This window comes from Halomonas sp. AOP22-C1-8 (genome assembly GCF_052378905.1).
Taxonomy (GTDB): Bacteria; Pseudomonadota; Gammaproteobacteria; order Pseudomonadales; family Halomonadaceae; genus Vreelandella; species Vreelandella citrativorans.
Genome location: NZ_JBQSYD010000001.1, coordinates 235,919 through 254,375, shown reverse-complemented (window position 1 = coordinate 254,375; position 18,457 = coordinate 235,919). Strand labels below are relative to the sequence as shown.

Here is an 18,457-nt window from a genome sequence, read left to right as displayed (position 1 = left end):
AATAGTTGATGTGTTTAAAGTGATTTTTATTTTTTCTTATCAGTTGTTTCTTTTTTTAATGGTGGCGTCGCTGTTAGATAGCAAGGTGTCGTAAAGGAGATGGTGGGGCGATGTGCGATCTAAGTGGCATGTTGGTGGGTGTTAACGTCGTATGTTTAATGTCTGCTCACTTGGTTATCTGAGTGGATAGAGAGCAAAGAAGATCAACATTACATGTTAGATAGTTCACCCAGAGAGCTTCTTCATATCAAAAGTGACCAAAACTCGCGAGGTGATAAATAAATGCTGATCTTGAAAGGCGGTTTGATGTGGCAAGCCGCCCTAATAGATAAAGTAATATAGTTAATTGTTTGCCTGCCGTGACAGGATTTCAACAAAACGCTGGCGTGCCGGTGCAGGCAGGTTGTCGGGCAGATCCTCTTCCGTCGCGGTGGTATCGCCGACTTGAATCAGCATCACCATGCCCATGGTGTAATGTGGCGAGCACTTAATGCCCCAAATGCCCTCGGCATTCAGTGTTACCTCAATCTCTTCGTTAATATTGCCTACAAATGCCTCGCCGCCTTCGGGGATCATGCCGTCAATGGTGGCCGCATTATGCCCCGGGGCGGTGGCTAGAAATTTCACCGTATCGCCAGGTTGAACAATAAGATAGTCCGGTGCGAAAGGCATTGGCCCGGTATCATTGCGGTTCAGCATCTCAACGGTATGTGTGTTGGCTAGAGCCGCCAGCGGTAGCAGACCAAGCAGAACAATAAGTCGTTGCATCATTTTCATAGTGAGTAAGCCCATACATTAATGAGTAAGAAGCGCGCCCTTGGGGCACGCTCAATGTGGCGGCGCAATGCCTCACGGTGATAGGTCAAATTCCGCTAACTGGTTGGCGAGTGCTTCCAGCGCAAAGATCGCTCGAACCGAGGGGTCCATCGCATGGGCATCAATCTCAATAATGCGGCCTTGTTGCACGGCTTCGGTCATGCTGGTGACAGGGTCTGACGCAAGATACGCCCGCTTGGCGGCAATGTCGTCGGCTGGGAACCGACGGCGATCCATTCTGGCGGCAGCAATAAACGTGGGATCACTTCTAACAATGGTTTCCCAACCGACGGTGGGCCACTCCTCTTCTGATGTCACGACGTTAGCGATGCCCAGCTTCGACATCATCCAGCCGGGCACGCTATTAACACCTGCCACGTAAGGGTCGATGCCCAGGTCGGCGGAGGAGTACCAAAACACGCCGGTAGTATCGTCCGGTAAATCAAGAGCCGCCGATTTTTCGATGGCCGCAGCTTCACGCGCCTTCAGTTCGGTTATCAGCTCGTCACCGCGTTCGGCAACATCAAACATCTGCGCAAGCGTCGCGATGCTGTTGTAAAGCAGTTCGGTATCAAACAGCGTTGTGCGGGCGCCGTCCATGCTCTGGTGGTTGCTTTTGCCAATACACTCCGTGGGCATGGTCCAGCTGGGAATGCCCACATCGGCAAACATCTCAGGCGTACCGACCACGCCTGCGGGTCCAATCATCCACTCATAGGCAGATATCACCAGGTCGGGCTTGGTAGCCACCACGCTTTCGTAGCTTGGTGCATCATCCGCCAACCGTTCGACATTAGCGTCAATGTCAGCAAACTCCTCCAGTACCGGGTTAATCCAGAGTGCGGTGCCAGCAACCGTATCTTCAAGGCCCAGCATGTAAAGGATCTCGGTGGGCGCTTGGCCGATACTCACTACCCGCTCAGGGGGCGATTCTAGTGTGATCTCGTGCCCGCAGCTTTCAAGCGTCAAGGGGTAATCGGTGGCGGCATTGGCGGTTTGCCCAAGCCAAAGGCTGGCGACAGCCGCCGTGGTTAATCTCAACATCATGTACACTCCCGTGCATGATGAGCAGGCCGCTGGCGTGTAGCTGGCTAAGTAGCCAGCCGAGCCGACCCGCTCGATGAAGGTTAGGGTGTCGGCAGGTCTCCTGACTGACGGGTCGTCGCTAGCTCACCTTCCCAGACATAGCGTCCAGTGGCATTGTCGAGCATCGCTCGCCGCCTACAGTTGCGGGGGCAGTTCCGTTTCGCGGCCAGGCCACGGCGGATTCTCTATTAGGTTCTCGAAAGAACACCGACGTGGCTATTCTAGGGGGTAACGATGAGGCTTAACATGGTTAAAATTAGCCTGGGATCACCTCTTTCTGGTTGCGATAAGCGCGTGGCGTACCTAACTTGAGGGGAAACTTCCAGGAGCAAGGATGCCATGGCTAGCTACCCCGCCTCATCAGTATTTGATACCCAACGCTCGCTGTGGGCAGCCATTCTGATGGGAATTGGTGTCATGGCCGCTGTCGATGAAATCGTCTTCCACCAACTGCTTCAATGGCACCATTTTTTCGATTTCTCCACACCTGCGTTTGGGATTCTCTCGGACGGTTTGCTGCATGCCTTTGAACTCCTTGCCATCGTGGTTGGGGTGTTTATGCTGCTTGATCTTTCCCAGCGCAAACGGTTGTCGATCCCATGGGCTCAAGCGGGCTTCTTTCTGGGGATGGGCGGGTTTCAGCTTTTCGATGGTGTTATTAACCACAAGATTTTACGCCTGCACCAGATTCGCTATGGGGTTGATCCGCTGATGTATGACGTGGTGTGGAATGGCGCGGCGATAGGATTATTGTTGGTAGGCGTCTGGCTGCTTTTTCGCGCCAAGCATTTGGCGCGTCGTTAAGCATGCAGGCTCACGATCACGCCGCTCATGGGTCGATGCTTGATTGGCTGCCCGTGGCACTGATCGTTCTACTTACGCTGGCGTATCTTCTGGCCGCTTATGCCCAGCGGCAACAAACAGCCGGATGGAGCGTTTGGCGAAGTATCTTTTTTAGCCTGGGTAGTCTGCTGATAGCTATCGCCGTGGCGCCCCCTTTAATGGCTTGGGCGCACCATGATCTAGTGGGCCACATGGTTTTGCATCTATTAATTGGTATGTTTGCACCGCTCGCTTGGGTACTGGCGGCCCCTGTTACGTTACTGCTACGCGCCTTGCCTCAGGCGGGCGGAAGACGAGTCGTCGCTTTGCTACACAGCCGGTTTGTGCGCTTTGTTTCACACCCGGTTAGCGCACTTGTGCTCAATATCGGCGGTATGTACGTGCTCTATTTAACGCCGCTTTATGCGCTATCTCTCCATCACCCGATAGTGCATGTTGTCATACACCTGCACTTTCTTTTGGCCGGGTACCTGTTCTGCTGGACGATTCTGGCCGAGCCTGATGTGTCGCCCCATCGGCTGAGCCTGCTTTTTCGGATGGGCGTACTGTTTGCGTCTATTGCCACTCATAGCCTGTTGGGCAAGCTGATGTACGGCTACGGTTGGCCTCGTGGTACTGGCCATTCGCTTGAGGAAGTACAGGCCGCCGCCCAATGGATGTATTACGGCGGCGACCTGGCGGAAGTGCTGCTGGCCGTGGTGTTGTTAACGCTTTGGTTGCGCACGCCCGTTGAGCGGCGTGAGGGTTTATTGTCAGGCGCTAGGATTGGTTAATACTATGGTTTTAAAGGCTTAGACTTAGGGGGTGCAGTACTCCTCACCAAGTGCTTCTCTTCCCGCATCTAATAGCATTGTACTAATCATTTCAGCATCTTGAGATCCGAACACGCGCCCACCTGTTTGTTCGGCGATGCAGTTTGATAATCCGCTGTTCGAAATATCCACAACGTTAATTTTGAGCCTGGGCTGTTGGCGGGCAATTTCTTGAGCAATAGCGCATTGGTCCTGACCACAGCCATCATCGCCATCAACAAACGCTAAAATAACCGCATCACGCTCTTTGCCATCAACGATATTGGCGGCCTGTAATAAGCTTGCTCCTAGTGGTGTACCGTCATTAGCCAGCAATCGATTAACACCCTTTATGAGCTGTGGGCGTTGCTCTGCAGAGAACATGCCTTGCATAACCGTAGCGTCACACCCTTGATAGGTGATCAGTCCAATATCGACACTGGGGTCAATCGCCTGCACTAAGTCGGTGAAGGCTCCTTGAGCGACAGTGAGACGTGAGGGACTGGCAATTATTTGCTGCATACGTGGATCATTGATCTGAAACTCACGCAGGGCATCGGGCATGTTGAAAAACCACAATTCATCTTCCCTGGACGTTTGAATATTCAGGTTCATGGAACCGGAAGTATCAAAGATAGCTACGAATTCTGGTGGGGGGGTGTTGTCGCTATAGCAGACAAGAGGGATTGTTTCGTCTTCGCTTGGTTGCCAAGGAAGAGAAAACGGTCCCCATCGATTAAAGGCAAGCCACAAGCCAAGCAGTATTAGCCCAACCATAAGCGGTAAGAGTAATAACGGTAATAGCAAGTGATAGCGCCGCCTTGGAGGATCTGCTGGTCGTGCCATTACAGGTTGATTGATTGGCGTTGAGGACGTAACAGGACCTGCCATCGACTGCACGGGTACCCAGTGAACTAAAAGCGGTTCGCCATTTACTGAGTACAGATTTTCGGTGCTGGGCCCCGAGGGCAACTGCCTTAACTCACTCGCAGCTGCGTTGTCTCGTTTTTCCAGTTCAGTGATCAGGTTGCTTAAAGCCAATAAGCGTTGATCAAGACGCTCTTTCAGCTTCTGCTGGTCACTGAGTGGAAGCTCTTTAAAGTGATGGGATTGTCCCGGTAACTCCGTCCACCACTCCAGACTATCGGAATTTCCCGGGCGAGGCGTGGCAAATAAGTTGCCTATGCTAGGAGGGCTGTAGCGATGGACGAGCCTCTGCAACCGCTGTGGTTGCAGAGGGTCTGCCAAAGCAAGCCCTTCCTCACGCAGAATACGCTGCATGGAGGCCCTCCAGCGAGGAGGCCGCTATCTTTTGAATCATCACGGTGCATAGCCCAGGCTTTGTTGAAGTCTGTCTACTTGCTCTTGCAAAGCTTTAAGCCGTGCTTGTCGTTCAGCGAAACTCTCCTCTTCTGCACCAGACGTTGCTAAGTCCGCGTTATTCTGCTGCGCTAACGCGTTCAGTTGATGCTGTAGCCCTAACTGATCTTGAGAGCGGCTCTGTAAGCGCACCATTAAGTGTTCAATCGTACGCTCAAGTTCATATTGTTGCTGATTAGTCACGCGTAGCTCATCTCGTGTAGCACGTTGCTGCTCTGCAATTTGCCGCTGGATATCACGAAACAGTGCATTTTCTTCTTTATCAAGCTGCACTTGCTGCTCGCCAGCATCGATACGTGACCGATAGCCGCCGCCAGCATCACAAGATAGCTTGGTGAGAAGACTGGCTTCTTGGCTGGGGTCACAAGCTTGCGGAGAAGTGGCACAGCCATTAAGTAGTATCAGGCCGCAAGCGACAGCCATAAGTTGAAACTTCATCATAGTGTCTTCTTACCCCAGAGTGATCGCAGAACGCATGCTGTAGAGATCATCGACTTCTTGTTGCAGCGCTAGTACCTGCTGATTCATTACGGCAATGTCTTGCTCAACCTGCTGAATTTCAGAAGAGCTTGCTTCTTGACGCTCTAACTGGGCCACTTCTTCATATTCGGTCACTGTTTTTTGCATGTTTCGAATATCGCGTCGTAGGATCTCGATATTACTGTCGATACCGGCTAAATCGTTTTGAGCCATTTCCTGGTTTATACGTTGCTCAGCCATTTCCTGCTCTAATCGTTCGATACGTTGGCGGTCTTCGGCCATAACTTGACGGGCCGTTTCTGTGCGGGCGATAACTTTCTGAGTATCTTGCTGAATATCTTTGCTCATCATCTGTAAGCGCTCTGCTGATGAAGCATATTCATTACGCCGCTGGTCTAAATAGTAGTTAGCACCCATGGCGACGCCACAGGCACTGATGCCTGCAATAATGGCACACTGAGCTTGGTTGCTAGAGCCACTGAGCATACATCCTATAACGCCAACAGCTGCACCTGCTGCGCAGGCTTGAAAACCAGATTTATTGAAAAACTGAGCATCGTTGCCTTGCGTTAAGCGTGGATCTGCTGATTGGTTGTCAGAACTGTTGAATAAGCTACTACCGGTGCTGGCGCAACCAGATAGAGCAAGTGTGCTTGCTATTGCTGAGCCAACGAGCAGCTTCTTAAAATAAGTGGTGTAGAGCGACATGTGTTGTTCCCTTGCGTTGTTTAATAGTGGTTATTATTTTGCCATGGCTTTACAGTTCTCAAGCCAAGCCCCGGCGGTAATGCTCTGATTGTTTAAAAACTGTTGCTGATGCCCCCAGTAAGTTTGAAGATAGGGTTCAAGCTCGCTTAACTGAGCGTTAAGGGAGAGAATTTCGCTAAATACTTGCACTTGTTCTGCTAGAGAATCGGAACTATATAGAGTGGCGGATTCCACCAAACTGCTTGCGTAATAACGGCTAAGACCTTGAAGGCGCTGTTCTTGATCCTCCAGGCGGGTTTGCCGCATTCCGCAACTGGCATCAGGGTTGTCGTTTTCACAGTTAACCCGATAGTTATCCGCCAGAAAATCATAAAAAACGCCATCGTCTTCTAACTTGGTGCATAGAAAAGCACCCAAGTTGAGGCTGGCACGAATTGCCTGGTTGCGTGCTTCTTCACGACGTTGGTTGCTGGCACGCAACTGGCGCTCTAGTGACTGAAGTTCTTCTTGTAAAGCATCATCTTGTACGCCAGAGGCCAGGGCGGCCAACTGGACTGCCGTATCCGGCGTGCCATCTTCTTCCTCTCCCAGTCCAAGCGCTGCCCACTGCTCTTCGATCTCTGCGATACGCTCTCGGGAGGTAAGTGTCGGTGCTACGACAGCCAGGCGCATGCCGGTAGCACGGCCGCGGGATTGGCCTTCACCATCATAGTACGGCTCTTCACTACGTAAGGCCGTGCGAATGTCTTCACGAGGGCTTAAATAATTGCCACCGCGCACGATAACGCCACCTGCTTGGCCATGCTGGCGGTCAAGCTTGTTAAGTCGGAAGGGTTCAAACATCATTTCACTGGCGTTACCCAGTATGTCATGTAGGCCTAATGGATTAGGGGCCAATAGGCCTGTTAGCTGGAGTCGTCCATTGGAAGACTGAGCGCCTGAAAACCATTCGTAAGCATTAATTCCTTCTGGCATGAGATAACGAGAATCACGATACTCCGCCGTACTTACTTCAAGACCGCCACGTGCAGCGAACTCCCATTCAGTTTCTGTGGGTAAACGCACGAAACCTAACGCACTGTCTTCCTGAGGAAGTGCATCCACCGCATTGTCACGCAGCCACAGGTTGTAAGTATCGCCAACCTGCATGGCATCAAACCAACTAATGCCTACTTTGGGAAGACGCTTACGATTAGAGAGGCCTGGGCATGTGTTTTCCATTAGGGCTTCGTACTGTAGTTCGGTTAGCTCGTACTTGGCCATTAGGTAGTACCGGGAGGTAGCTCCTTGGTCGTCTATAAAGCTACCCGAAATATGTGCTGGACGGCTTTGCTCCACGTAACCCCATCCTGTGCCGTCTTGCCCTACTTGAACGGGAAAGTCATCGAGTGGTTTGCTGACGGGCACATGTACCTGGCGAAACGTCATTGCACCACCGCACGGCATTGGAAGCACCACATCCCCACTCGAAGGGGCTGGGTTGTAGAGTCTTTCAGGCCATTGCTCCGCTTGGGCAATACTGGAAACGCTAAGTCCGGACAATAATAAGATAAGGCAACGTTCAAGCTTCACGTAGACTCTCCGCTGGTTGAATTCCGTAGGCACGTATCACGCCGACCATGACGACCAATAGCCCTACCGAAAAAGCGAGTATTAAAGCGATCACGGCATGGAGGGGGGTAATATGGCTCACAACGCCTGAGGCTAAATGGCTCGTGGCGAGGGCACGGTTAAAAACGACGGAACCCAGCGCAAATAGGCCCAGCCCTGCCACAAAAGCGATTAGCGTTAACACGCTCACTTGAGCGGCTATATAGGTGGCGATAGCCGGGCGTTGAAAACCAAGCAAGCGTAAAACAGCATACTCACGGCGTTTTCGATCAATGTTGGCTAAAAAAGCACCACTCATGGAGGCCATGCATCCAATAATCGCTGTTACGGCAATAACACCGAAAACGAGTTCTAGAACTCTATTGATGGTGCGTACATTTTCAATATCAGCAAGCTGGCTTGCAGTATCAATACGCTGGTTCTCCAACCACTCCACTAATCCCTGTACTGAATCGCCATCCTTGGCGTAAACACGCGCCCGGGCGTATCTCAATGGGTAATCATCTCGCGCTAAGCCATTATTTATGCCTAAAAGGGGACTTGCTTGACCGTCTCGAAAGTGTTCCAACTCAATAAGCAGTGAAAGATCCACAAAAGCAGCCGGACGCGAAAAGCGGGCAGGCTCTAGTACACCCGCAATTTCTACGTTCAGGTGACCACGCTCAAGCTGTTCATCAAGCCTTCTGTTAACCGCTAAAGTAAGAGATTCGCCCTCGATGACGTCAAGGCGCCTGGCCGCTGACTCACTTAAGATGATGCGTGCCCCTTCAGGGTAGCGATCCAGGGTGTTTAGCAACGGGTCGCCAGGTGCCGAAGGAATCAATTCGATGCCCTCCAGGAAGTGCTGACGATCCTTCAGCAAATTGGCTTGAGTATTCAGTGAGCGTGTTTGCCCAATAGCGAACCCTACCTCGGGATGTTCGCGCAGTTTCGTCATCCAGTGATCGTCATAACTACCGCTTGTCAGCATGCGCACTTCGAGGTTTCGTGGGTCATCAAGTAGCTCGCTTTGAAGCTGGCTAACAACGCCATGTTTGAGTCCGAAAAGCAGCAACAGCGGCGCAATCACTGCTACTAAAGCGGCCGCGATACATAACGATACTTGGCGATCATGCCAAAGATCCTGCAACGCTAAACGAGTAATGAGAAAAAATCGGTTACTGCGCGAAGGCAAAACAACACCCCTCTGGCGTTAAGGAGGCTGCCAGTCTTGGCAGTTTGAACTGATCAACCAGCGTGTAGTCATGGGAGACCACGAGTGCAGCCATATCGAGCTCTTTCACAAGCGATACCATAAGGTCAAAAAGCTGAGCCCCTGCGTATGGATCAAGAGCTGCCGTGGGTTCATCGGCCAGTAATACCTGCGGCTCATGTGCCATCGCTCGCACGAAAGCAGTGCGCTGGCGCTCTCCAATGGAAAGCGCACTAGGGCGTTTATCCAACAGAGCGTCCAGGCGCAGCTTGGCACAGGCATGCTGAATGCGTTCACTACTAGCGGGTAGGCCCAATAAGCGCCGGGGGAGCGTAATATTGTCGCGTACGCTCAAGTACGGCAGCAGCCCACCGTTCTGTAGTAAGAAGCCAATGTCTTTCGAGCGAATGCTGGCCAGGGTGTTTTCGTTCCTGTTATGCAGCAAGGCGGCCACGTCGGTCTTTGCCTTCCCAAGCGAATAGCTTTGCAGCGTGCTGGGAGCGAGCAAAAGCCCTATTGCTTCTAGCAGGGTGCTTTTACCACAGCCGCTAGGGCCGACAATTGCCGCTACTTGTCCCGAGATGAGAGCAAGTTCTGGCAAATAGACTTCGTGACGCTCATCGCCCTCACCACGTGCCACACGTAATTCCTTTAGATTCAGCACAGGCTTAAGGCATCATTTCTAGTGGAATCGGATAGACATCATCTCTAGGGTCGGCGCCTTCAGCGAGAGATACCCACCTATCAACGTCTTCGTTATAGCGCTGGTAATGACGTAGTTTAGTGGCGAGGCGTCTGATAAAGCGTTCTTGCTGCAAACCATCCCAACTCAGCCAGGTTTCTTCATCAAGATTAAGCACTTCGCTTTGATAGGGGAGGTCGTCAAGGTACTCGCCCATAAGTCCTAATTCGCTTAAGTGCTGCCCTTCGCTTTGCTGTACTTGATTAGGATCCGCACCCATTGCTGCAGCCACAGAGCGGAGCCGATCAAACATGTCGGTCGGCGAAATAAGCCCAGCATTTGCTGCGTTAAGAATTTCACTGACCACGTCACTCAAATCGCTAAGCTGCCCTTTGGTAAGCAGTACGCGCACGTCGATGGTTGGCACATGTTGAGCAATGAGATCTCGGTCGCTAATCCATGCTTCAAATACGGGTGGAGCTTGGCTTCCCGTTACTTGGCCAAGGTAAGCAAGGCGCATTGCATGGCCAATGACCTGCATATCATCCATCAAACGTTGCTCACTTGGGTCTTCAGTGGGCTCGGCGTTTAAAGCGCTACCGATGGCCTCATCGCCTAAATATGCCGCTTGAACCTGGTCCGTAATCGCGGAGGCTAAAGCATCAACACGCTGTCCAAAAAGTGTTACATCGCCTGTATTAACAGGGTAATAGAGTGAGGTGCCCGTGCCTGCGAACGTAGAGAGGTTGCTGTATTGTGCTTCAGCTTTAGCATGGTCCCCGTTGCTCTCGCCGCCAGGGGTTTTTAAATGCAAGGTATAGACTGCAATACCTTGACGGGCGGCTTCCAGACGAACCTGGTCTGCACTAAACCCTGTCGACGAGCGCTCGCTATCACTGTCAATTGCACTGGCGTCAGTGATTAAAACAATGTAGCGCGCGCCAAAATTACTCCACTCAATCTCTTCGACTGCCTGCATGATGCCCGCATAAGCATCTTCCTCCCAGCCAACGGTAGAAACCTGGGCTTCGCTGAGGCTTGCCACCCGGGCCATAAAATCGTTGCCGCTTTCAATATCAGCAGGATTAGCGAACATACGGGTGACATACTCAATGCCGGGTGCTGCGTCTACGCTGTCGCGATAGGAAACCAGGCCAAATTTTACCTGGTCTGTGAGCTGTTGGTCCTCAATCCTCTGGTATATACGCTCAACGGCTTCACGGGTACGCTCAATGTAGGGTCCCATGGAAGAGGTGGAGTCAATGACAAATACAACACCGGCATTAAACTCACGTAACTGCGCTGAAGGATCCTTCTGGGTATCATCCTGCTGGCCTTCTTCAGCCGCCTCACTGACAGAAGCAACACGCAGCAAGCGTGTCATAAAGCCAGCCTCAGTCATGATCTCTTCGCCTTCAAGAATAGGCAGTAAATAAAACTGTTCTTGAAGATCGACAAAGTACTCAGGCTCTTGGGCGACGATCCCCGAAGCCTCACCATCACGGCGTAGCTGAGCACGTAAGGGAGCTACTTTTCCGGAAGGCTCAAAGTCGTCAAAAATTTGCATCAGTCCGTCACGTTCTTTAAAGAACATCAGACGTTCACGATTAGCAGGATTGGTAAATGACAGTGTGAGCTGCATTTTCCAATCGACCGTACAGGATTCAGGCAGCCAGCCAATGGCGCTGCCATAACTATCGGGGCCCACCTTTAGCCAGTTTTCGCCACTCTTCTCGCTCAACTGATACACATAAAAACGGCTAAAGGCAGGTTGGAGCTCGCCCCCTGCACCGCCTGCATCTTGCACGAGGTGACAGCCTGGCGTTGTCAAAACGCGTTGGTAAAGTGTTTCCTTTCCTTCTTGTAATAAAGGTCGGTCGTCAGCGAGCGCTTGAGTAGCTGCCAACATGCCTACCGTCAGGCTCAGCAGTATCCTGTGCAGTGTCATGGCTGAAGTTCCTCAAGTCGCTGATTAGCTTCTGGATTTGTGGCGTCAATGCCTTGGGCGGTCTCGTACCAGAAGATAGCGGTTTCAGCATCCGCTTCTGGGAAGCAGGTACTGGATGCATGCTGTTCAGGATCAAATTGGCGGGCATAGCCAAGCGCGGCGTCAATATCGCCATTAAGCGCCTCATGGGCGTAAAGACGACGTGCTATGCCGCAACGCTCATTCGCTAGCGCGTCGTCAATCACGCTCAGCATGACGTCAGAATCAATCCCAGCAGAGGTGCAGCTCTGAATAAACTCAAGTTCGCCCTGTTCGGTCATACGCTGAAGAGAGCAGGGAGCGGCAATCCCTTCTGCCGGGCCCTCTTCACCGACCGGAGCTATTTCAGCTTCAGGTTCAGATTCAGGTTCAGGTTCAGGTTCTGGGGCAGCAGGCTCTTCTTCCAACGGCTGTTCAGGCTGACTTTCCTCCTGCTCTGCTTCGCTGGCAGCGTCTGAAGGCGCATTGCGCATCGCTAGGCCGAACCAGGCGGCGGCTGCAAGAAGTGCCAAAAGCACAATAGCCAGTACTATCCAAAGCCATCGCTTATTGCCCTTTTTTGCTGTCTGGGGCGCTTCTGGCGCTGGCGTTGTAACCTCGGCGGGTGATGGCTCAACCGGTATGGGGTCAGGCTCTGGTTCGGGTTCTGGCGCCGCCGGTGAATGTAGGGCCGCTCCTGCGGCTAATGAGGGCGTACTGCCACTGGCGCCGGATGGCATCAGGTCACGGGCTAGCTTTAAACGTGCGCGCCCCAACTCCGTGCCATCAGCAGCGTAAAACCGAACCATATTGGTGGCATGCGGATTTTCGATTAGTGGGTCAACGATCTGCTCATCGACCACAGCCGTCGAGTGGCCGTCCGCATTGGTTTGCAGCGTTGGCAGCGTGAATTTAAAAGAGTGGCTTCCCCACTTTCCATCGGCTTGTAAAAAGTGTTCATCCTGGTTGCGCTGAATGTCTACCGACAGACCTTCGCTCGGAGGAGTGCCACCGATCATTACTAGCTGGGCATAACCGGGTTTAAGATCAGACAGGGGGCGAAGCTCAACTTTACGCATACGCCTTCTCCTTGGTAGTGAATAACGCAAGTACCTCACCGAGGCGCTCATTCTGCTCAATGGTGATTTCGCGACCGCCGCTATGCCCGGCATTTTCTTGAGTCATGAGATAAAGTCCGGATAGCCAGTTGCCAAAATACACCTGCGCTTGATTGACGGGCTGGTCAGGTAGTTGCGGTAATTCGCCGTTGGGTAGGTGGTCACGCTGATAGCCAAATAGGGGACCTTTTCTACCCACAAGGCTTGCAGGCCGCTGATCCACAGGAAGGTAGTGAAAACCGAGCCAGGCAATGAAATCACGCAGCACGAGCTGGGCCGTCAATACTTGCCGTGACACGAGCCGATCCCGGCGGGCGCCGCTTTGAATGCGTTGCAGCAGGGCTTCTTGCAGTTTCTCTTGTACCTTTGACCGGCTGGCACCTGTAATCAGTTCATCGGCCAATAGCTTCATCAAATCACGATCCAGCCCCAGCATGCGTAACAGCCCTTGGCGCTGGGGAAACTCACGCAAGTGACCTACCCAGGCGTGATAGACGGCCTTGGCAAAGCGGTGATCAGCACTTTGCAGCACGGGCGCTCTTGGTGCCTGGGCGGGTATATCGGTTGGTTCGCCAGGACTGTCGCCAAAAGGAAGCGCTCCAAAGTCAGCTTCCAGGCCAGCACTACTGCTGCCATATAGCCCACCATTGTCGACGCTAGCGTCGTCGTCATCTTCTGTGGATGATGACAGGCTGTCTTCGCTGTCACTGAGGTAGAGGTCGCGAACGGTTTCGTCGGGCAGTTCCAGGTGATATTGCAGCTCTCCCATTGATTGCCAGCGCACCTGAAGCTCTTTCCAGAAACGGCCTGCAATGGCGCGCTTCTGCTCTACTTCACCATCGGCGTCATTGAAGTGCCAAGTAGCAAGACGATCCGTGACCAGCGTACGATATGTTTCCTTGAGCTGGCTTTCGATCCGGCCTAATTTGTACTCCAAGCCTGCAATGCGGCCCAGGTAGTCGCCAACGTGGGCCATGCCACCATCATCTAGCGTCAGCATTGCTTGCCAGGCATCGGCGGGTTGCTGAACGTGCTGCTGTACCGTCGGGCTTTCAATGAAGGTATTTTGCATGCTTGCCAAGGCTGCTTGTGTTGCTTCGTTTATGGCAACTTCCCGGCCTTCTTCACTTACCAGGAACGGCACAGGCAAACGCGGTTTGCGCACCAAGAAAGTATTATTAAACGCTTGGCCGGGTGACCACTCCTGCATCCACTCAAAGCTTCCGAAACGCTCCAGCATGGTCATTTTGATCAGACCTTCCCAGCCTTCACGCAACTGGCTTTCGGTTTGTTGCAACGCGCCGGAAATACGCTTATCGAACATGGTGAGCGCCCAGATCAGCCCAGGATCGCGCTGGCCGCGTTCGGCGGCTGTTTCGCCTTGGGTTTTTTCGATCCAGCGGGTTAAGACCGGGCCAACGCTTGTCACATCGCTCTGCTTGTCTGAACTTGTACAGACCACCAAGCCGTTCATTTCCTGGCTGTCCGTGTAGCGCTCGAACAGGTAGGCCACCTTGCCACGCAGCAAGAGTTGAGAAAGGCCTTCCTGGCTTCCTGATTCACCAATATTACGTAGGCTTAAACGGCCGCGATAACCGGGGAAGTCCAGCAGGTCCACCTGCTCTACCCGCGGGTCACGGGTAGGCTCGATCAGAGGAAAGGTCAGTTCCGCCGTGAGTGCTGCGAGTTGGGCAACCGATAAACTAACCGGCGCGGCCAGGGTATCGCCAATTGAGGGGCAAACCTCAAGCGTATAATCCTTTGCGGTACCCAGGCGCTCCAGTATGTCGACGTTCATGATGCTGTCGCGCTGACTAAAGCCGCCTCCATCGCTCACTACCAGGCAGCGAAGCGGGGCATAAACGCGAGCGGCGTGGCCCAAGGCATCCAGGGTCTGGGCGAGTTGGCGATAAAGGTGGGTAAGTTCGGGTTGTTCGCCCCATAAAATGGAGAACAGCTCAGCCCGTTGGTGGCTGGTAAGTTGCGGGGCAAGCTTGACTACCTGCGGCCAGTAGCGGGCGTTGAGTTTGCTGACGGATTTAGGAAAGCTCGCCTGTAGGTAGTCCCAAAGCTCTACCACATTTTCGGGCGTTACACCTTTCGGCGTTATCCCTGATTGGCGCTTTTCATCAGATTCAGCAGCGTAAAGCGACAGCAGGCGCGCGACTTTGCTTTCATCAATTTCGTAAACGTCTTCGCGTTCGTGGTCGAAGTCGTTGAACCAGGCATTCGCCAATACTTTCGCTACTTCCACTTCGCTGAACAGCTTGAGTTCAACCGGGAATTCGCTGGGGCCGGAGCTTGCCGTGCGGCTAAATCGTGTGACCAGGCCGGTCGCTTCCTTACCACCACCGACAGGGTTGATGTGTTCGATAAAGTCTAAACGAGCCGAGCCATAACGCGTTTCCAATTTGCCGTTTTCGCCAGCCGCCAGTGCGGATATAAGATACGACTTACCCGCTTGAGAGAGCCCAAAAAAGCCGACGGTCATTGGTGTCGTGGCGGCATGCGATAAGCTTTTCGCAAGGTTACGGGATCGATAAAGGGCAAGCCCCAGCGTGTCTGCTTCACTGTCGAGGCTGGGGGCGCTTTGGCGCACTGAGTCAATCCACTCCAGGGCTTCACCTGCGCCCTGATAAAAGGACTTCCAGCCTTCGCTGAGCTGTTTCTGTTCTGGCGTCAGCTGTCCTGGTGACAACTGTTCGGGTGTCAACTGGTTCATGTGCGTTTTACGCTCCCGCTGTCCAGCCAGTAGTTGGTATCGCCCAGTCCGGCATCATTAAGTGTATTGAGCTGCAGCTTCAGGTCACGTGAGCTAAAGCTGCCTTCACCGCTCGTTTCAACGCTGGCGATCTTCAGGCGATCACTGATCAGGCTGCCTTTGCTGGCCCGTTCATCCACCGCTAAACGTACCTTCAATATGAAAGCGTGGCCCGTATTGGCTTTGGCTTTTTCGAACTTCTCCGTCCCGGTCGGGGTAAACGTCAGCGTATAGAGCGGAGACGCTGACCAACGCTGAGCGGCTAGCTGGCGAAAGCCGATTCGAAGTGCACCGCGCATTTCGATTGCGGGCGTTTCCCCTGTTTCATCTTCTTGCAGATGAATCATGGTGCCGTCTTCGGAGGTTGTTATATCGCGATAGGTGATATCGGCATCAGGGATCGTATTATTGTTATCAATCAAACCAATATGACGAATCGTTGAATAGGGTTTCAGCTTCGCAGCATCGAAAAAGAAGTTGGACAGATCATGGCGGGTGCACAGTGAGCACAACATCGCGCCTACGGAAGCCGTGGTTTTAGGATCGTCTATACGGCCGTTGCGATGGAAGGGGTACCAACTGCCTGTGCGGTAACCCTGCAGTGGCAGGATGCGCCCCGGTGGTAGTGGCAGCATTTTGCGCAAATAGGCTTGGACACCCGGTAAACGTGATGGGCGGCCGGTAATCAAGAGCATGTCGCACTGATATTGGAAAACCACTTCACACAGCGATGCCAGGGTTTTGCAGATGTTGAAGCGATCTTGCAAAAAGGCACGATGAACGTCCAGCAAGTTGAACGTAAGCGGAATGCTCATCAAATCAAACGTAAGGTCCATGCCCAGCTCGTGCCTTAGTGCCGTTTCGACATAACGGTGCACCGATGTGCTTACCTTGTGCTCGCCTAAGCGTTCACCGTAGGTGAGTGTCTCTGAGCCACAAGGCTGCTCGGGGTTAAAGCTTTCATAGGCCTCAAGTAGCGCTAGGCCGAGCGGGGTGAAAACCTGCAGGTTAAGCTGTTGGCGTAGAACCTGATTCTGGGCATTAGCGTTGTCCTGCCCGCATAGTTGCGACATCATCGAGTCAGGCGATGCTACTCCTGCCTGCTTGAGCGCGGCCTCAAAACTGGGAAGTACGAACAGCTGAATGACATCAAGCAGGATGTCATCTCCGGCGATGCGGAAACCGTCACGAAAGCGCTGCTGTGGTACGACGGAGACATTACTGCCTCCGCTCGTTGATCCACTGCGGTCAAGATGGTAGTCGGTAATGACCAGGTCCGTGGTGCCGCCACCAATATCAATAGTGGCAAGGCTGACCTGCTCACGATGGGGTTTATCAGGGCGTGCAAGCGTTGCGAAGAACTCTTCTGGATGCCCGGCAAAGTTCTCCTTGATTTCCGTATAGAGGTAAACCAACTGGCCGCAGGAGGCTTCGTCCCACTCTACACGCAAGCTCGGCATCGGGACGCGTAAGGTGCCGTCAGCTTCTGCTTCAAACGGATTACTCTCTTCTTCACCGTGATCCCAGCCCAGGCTTTTCCAGATCAGGGCAACCGCTTGCTCAAGCCGTGATACCAGCAGGCTGCGTTCTGCCTGTGGCAGCGCTGGAGGCACTGTCAGGGTGATAGAGCGTAGCTGGCGAGGGCGGTTGGTATGCCCTTGCCGGGCACGCTGAGCGGGGCTGTTCATCTGCATCAATGCTTGTGCCAGCACTTCTGACAGCATGAAGGTCATCAGCGAGCTGCGCGAGTAGTGCGGCTTGAAGACAGGTAGCTGATCTTCTTCATCCAGCGTGTAGAGCGCATCCCCCAGCTCGTTAATCAGATGAGAGAAGGGGGCGGCGGTGGCATGTGGCTCCGTGTCGGTACGCACATACGCACTGTTAAAGCGCCAACCGTGGTGATATGTCTCATCGTCCCACAGGTAACGTTTGGGGCTGGATAGACCTGTGGAGCCTTCGGTGCCCCGCCGCCGTCCGGCCAAACGTCCTGCTTCCACGCCAACCCGGGCGATGGTAGGCCATAAGAAAGCGTCATGACGGCCACTCTTGACGGATAAGTGGTCTTTGCCAAAAAAGGTCTGTGAGAATTCAATACGACTATCAAACGGGTCTCTATAAACCCGCTCAGGATCGACAAGGTCACGCAGCTCAAGCACATAGTTGTGTCTCAGCCCCATGCCCGACTGGCCGTGATCTTCTATCAGAATCCCGCACGTACGCGAGTTGCCGACATCGAGCACTAGGTCGACGGGAATTACCCCTTCTTTCTGGGCGATAACCTTGATGTCAGGAATATGAACGCGTTTGCCCTGCTTGCTGTGCTCTTCTTCGATAGGCTGGCGCAGCAGGCTAAGTACGTTCAGGTAATGTGCAAAATGCTGGCACTCTTCAAGAGCGTCACGCATTTCCTGGCTATCAAGCTTGGGATTGGCTTCGCGGAAAAGCTCTTCAAGCCATTCTCTTACCCAGGATTGGTCAAGAAACCAGCGCATGTTCGACGTGCTGGTGGCCAGGCGGAAGTTGGTGCCTGAGTTGACGTCATCCGTCGTTGGGCAAAGGTATGCGGTGTTATCACGACGCGGCAGCGTTTGTGTATCAAAGGCTAACGTCAGGCGATGAGTATGGCCGTCGATATCGGGCTCATCCAAGGCCGTCAAGCGCATGCGGGCCCAGTTGGCAGGGCCTTCATCAAACTTGCTTGGCGGCCGAAAACGGAAAAAGGGGAGCGGGAGCCAGGCTTTATCCAACTGCTCAAGACTTGTCGACATCGCCATGTCGAATTGAGGGCGTTTAACGATTTCAAACTCGCCAGGCTCTACTTCATGAAATAAAGAGCCATCTTCTTCATTAACCAGCAGGCGAGTCAGCATCTTGTCCGTAGTGGCCAGATACATGAACTCCCCAGCTGGCTCCTTGCGAGGCTCCAGTGTTAAACCAAAGTCCAGGAACTGAACGCCGGAGTGGCTAACCAGAGTTGCCACCTCTTCGAAATTAATAATCTCAGGTAACATAATCCGTTTACC

14 protein-coding genes and 1 riboswitch are annotated in these 18,457 nt (G+C 53.0%); of the genes, 2 read left to right on the top strand and 12 right to left on the bottom strand.

What is annotated here, in order from left to right; genetic code table 11:
* Nucleotides 1–342 precede the first annotated feature (342 nt).
* Together ACT3TY_RS01185 and ACT3TY_RS01180 are read right to left on the bottom strand one after the other, a co-directional pair.
* Nucleotides 343–768, bottom strand: coding sequence for a pseudoazurin (locus tag ACT3TY_RS01185; protein WP_225733914.1), 426 nt, complete (start codon nt 766–768; stop codon nt 343–345).
* A gap of 81 nt (nt 769–849) precedes the next feature.
* The gene (locus ACT3TY_RS01180) at nt 850–1,863 is read right to left on the bottom strand and encodes an ABC transporter substrate-binding protein (protein ID WP_444627138.1); all 1,014 of its coding nucleotides are present in this window, start codon (nt 1,861–1,863) and stop codon (nt 850–852) included.
* Between the two features lie 73 nt (nt 1,864–1,936).
* A riboswitch (cobalamin riboswitch) is annotated at nt 1,937–2,129 on the bottom strand.
* A gap of 112 nt (nt 2,130–2,241) precedes the next feature.
* On the opposite strand from ACT3TY_RS01180, the gene ACT3TY_RS01175 reads away from it, so the two are divergent.
* Nucleotides 2,242–2,706: a DUF2243 domain-containing protein gene (locus ACT3TY_RS01175; RefSeq protein WP_087110788.1), complete on the top strand. Its 465-nt coding sequence runs from the start codon at nt 2,242–2,244 to the stop codon at nt 2,704–2,706.
* Between the two features lie 2 nt (nt 2,707–2,708).
* Nucleotides 2,709–3,518, top strand: a complete 810-nt coding sequence (locus ACT3TY_RS01170) for a cytochrome c oxidase assembly protein (RefSeq protein WP_192528424.1) — start codon at nt 2,709–2,711, stop codon at nt 3,516–3,518.
* Nucleotides 3,519–3,542: 24 nt separating this feature from the next.
* Here the strand turns inward: ACT3TY_RS01170 and ACT3TY_RS01165 are convergent, their stop codons facing one another.
* From ACT3TY_RS01165 to ACT3TY_RS01120, 10 genes are all read right to left on the bottom strand, one after another.
* Nucleotides 3,543–4,817 carry a VWA domain-containing protein gene (locus ACT3TY_RS01165; RefSeq protein WP_192528423.1) on the bottom strand — a complete coding sequence of 425 codons (1,275 nt, stop codon included), beginning with the start codon at nt 4,815–4,817 and terminating at the stop codon, nt 3,543–3,545.
* A gap of 39 nt (nt 4,818–4,856) precedes the next feature.
* Complete coding sequence (locus tag ACT3TY_RS01160; protein WP_225733913.1) at nt 4,857–5,357, bottom strand: hypothetical protein; 501 nt, start codon at nt 5,355–5,357, stop codon at nt 4,857–4,859.
* A gap of 9 nt (nt 5,358–5,366) precedes the next feature.
* On the bottom strand, nt 5,367–6,104 hold the full coding sequence (locus ACT3TY_RS01155) for a hypothetical protein (RefSeq protein ID WP_192528422.1): 738 nt from the start codon (nt 6,102–6,104) through the stop codon (nt 5,367–5,369).
* A gap of 33 nt (nt 6,105–6,137) precedes the next feature.
* Entirely contained in the window at nt 6,138–7,532 is a 1,395-nt protein-coding gene (locus ACT3TY_RS01150; RefSeq protein ID WP_226913386.1) for an SUMF1/EgtB/PvdO family nonheme iron enzyme, read from the bottom strand.
* A 133-nt stretch (nt 7,533–7,665) separates the two neighbouring features.
* Nucleotides 7,666–8,889: an ABC transporter permease gene (locus ACT3TY_RS01145; protein ID WP_225733911.1), complete on the bottom strand. Its 1,224-nt coding sequence runs from the start codon at nt 8,887–8,889 to the stop codon at nt 7,666–7,668.
* Nucleotides 8,873–9,547, bottom strand: a complete 675-nt coding sequence (locus ACT3TY_RS01140) for an ABC transporter ATP-binding protein (RefSeq protein ID WP_287076923.1) — start codon at nt 9,545–9,547, stop codon at nt 8,873–8,875. Before ACT3TY_RS01140 ends, ACT3TY_RS01145 begins: the two co-directional genes overlap by 17 nt.
* A 28-nt stretch (nt 9,548–9,575) precedes the next feature.
* A complete protein-coding gene (locus ACT3TY_RS01135) occupies nt 9,576–11,537 on the bottom strand; it encodes a vWA domain-containing protein (RefSeq protein ID WP_192528420.1) in 1,962 nt (653 codons plus the stop codon).
* Nucleotides 11,534–12,634 carry a hypothetical protein gene (locus ACT3TY_RS01130; RefSeq protein ID WP_192528419.1) on the bottom strand — a complete coding sequence of 367 codons (1,101 nt, stop codon included), beginning with the start codon at nt 12,632–12,634 and terminating at the stop codon, nt 11,534–11,536. Before ACT3TY_RS01130 ends, ACT3TY_RS01135 begins: the two co-directional genes overlap by 4 nt.
* Nucleotides 12,627–15,395 carry a putative virulence factor gene (locus tag ACT3TY_RS01125; RefSeq protein ID WP_444627137.1) on the bottom strand — a complete coding sequence of 923 codons (2,769 nt, stop codon included), beginning with the start codon at nt 15,393–15,395 and terminating at the stop codon, nt 12,627–12,629. Before ACT3TY_RS01125 ends, ACT3TY_RS01130 begins: the two co-directional genes overlap by 8 nt.
* A complete protein-coding gene (locus tag ACT3TY_RS01120) occupies nt 15,392–18,445 on the bottom strand; it encodes a virulence factor SrfB (protein WP_193053188.1) in 3,054 nt (1,017 codons plus the stop codon). The genes ACT3TY_RS01125 and ACT3TY_RS01120 overlap by 4 nt, the downstream gene beginning before the upstream one ends.
* Nucleotides 18,446–18,457: the final 12 nt, after the last annotated feature.

Coding starts and splice junctions, on each gene's coding strand:
- ACT3TY_RS01130 (WP_192528419.1), bottom strand. CDS start 12,634: ATGCGTAAAGTTGAGCTTCGCCCCCTGTCTGATCTTAAACCCGGTTAT.
- ACT3TY_RS01170 (WP_192528424.1), top strand. CDS start 2,709: ATGCAGGCTCACGATCACGCCGCTCATGGGTCGATGCTTGATTGGCTG.
- ACT3TY_RS01185 (WP_225733914.1), bottom strand. CDS start 768: ATGCAACGACTTATTGTTCTGCTTGGTCTGCTACCGCTGGCGGCTCTA.
- ACT3TY_RS01165 (WP_192528423.1), bottom strand. CDS start 4,817: ATGCAGCGTATTCTGCGTGAGGAAGGGCTTGCTTTGGCAGACCCTCTG.
- ACT3TY_RS01155 (WP_192528422.1), bottom strand. CDS start 6,104: ATGTCGCTCTACACCACTTATTTTAAGAAGCTGCTCGTTGGCTCAGCA.
- ACT3TY_RS01135 (WP_192528420.1), bottom strand. CDS start 11,537: ATGACACTGCACAGGATACTGCTGAGCCTGACGGTAGGCATGTTGGCA.
- ACT3TY_RS01175 (WP_087110788.1), top strand. CDS start 2,242: ATGGCTAGCTACCCCGCCTCATCAGTATTTGATACCCAACGCTCGCTG.
- ACT3TY_RS01160 (WP_225733913.1), bottom strand. CDS start 5,357: ATGATGAAGTTTCAACTTATGGCTGTCGCTTGCGGCCTGATACTACTT.
- ACT3TY_RS01180 (WP_444627138.1), bottom strand. CDS start 1,863: ATGATGTTGAGATTAACCACGGCGGCTGTCGCCAGCCTTTGGCTTGGG.
- ACT3TY_RS01120 (WP_193053188.1), bottom strand. CDS start 18,445: ATGTTACCTGAGATTATTAATTTCGAAGAGGTGGCAACTCTGGTTAGC.
- ACT3TY_RS01150 (WP_226913386.1), bottom strand. CDS start 7,532: ATGACGTTTCGCCAGGTACATGTGCCCGTCAGCAAACCACTCGATGAC.
- ACT3TY_RS01125 (WP_444627137.1), bottom strand. CDS start 15,395: ATGAACCAGTTGACACCCGAACAGTTGTCACCAGGACAGCTGACGCCA.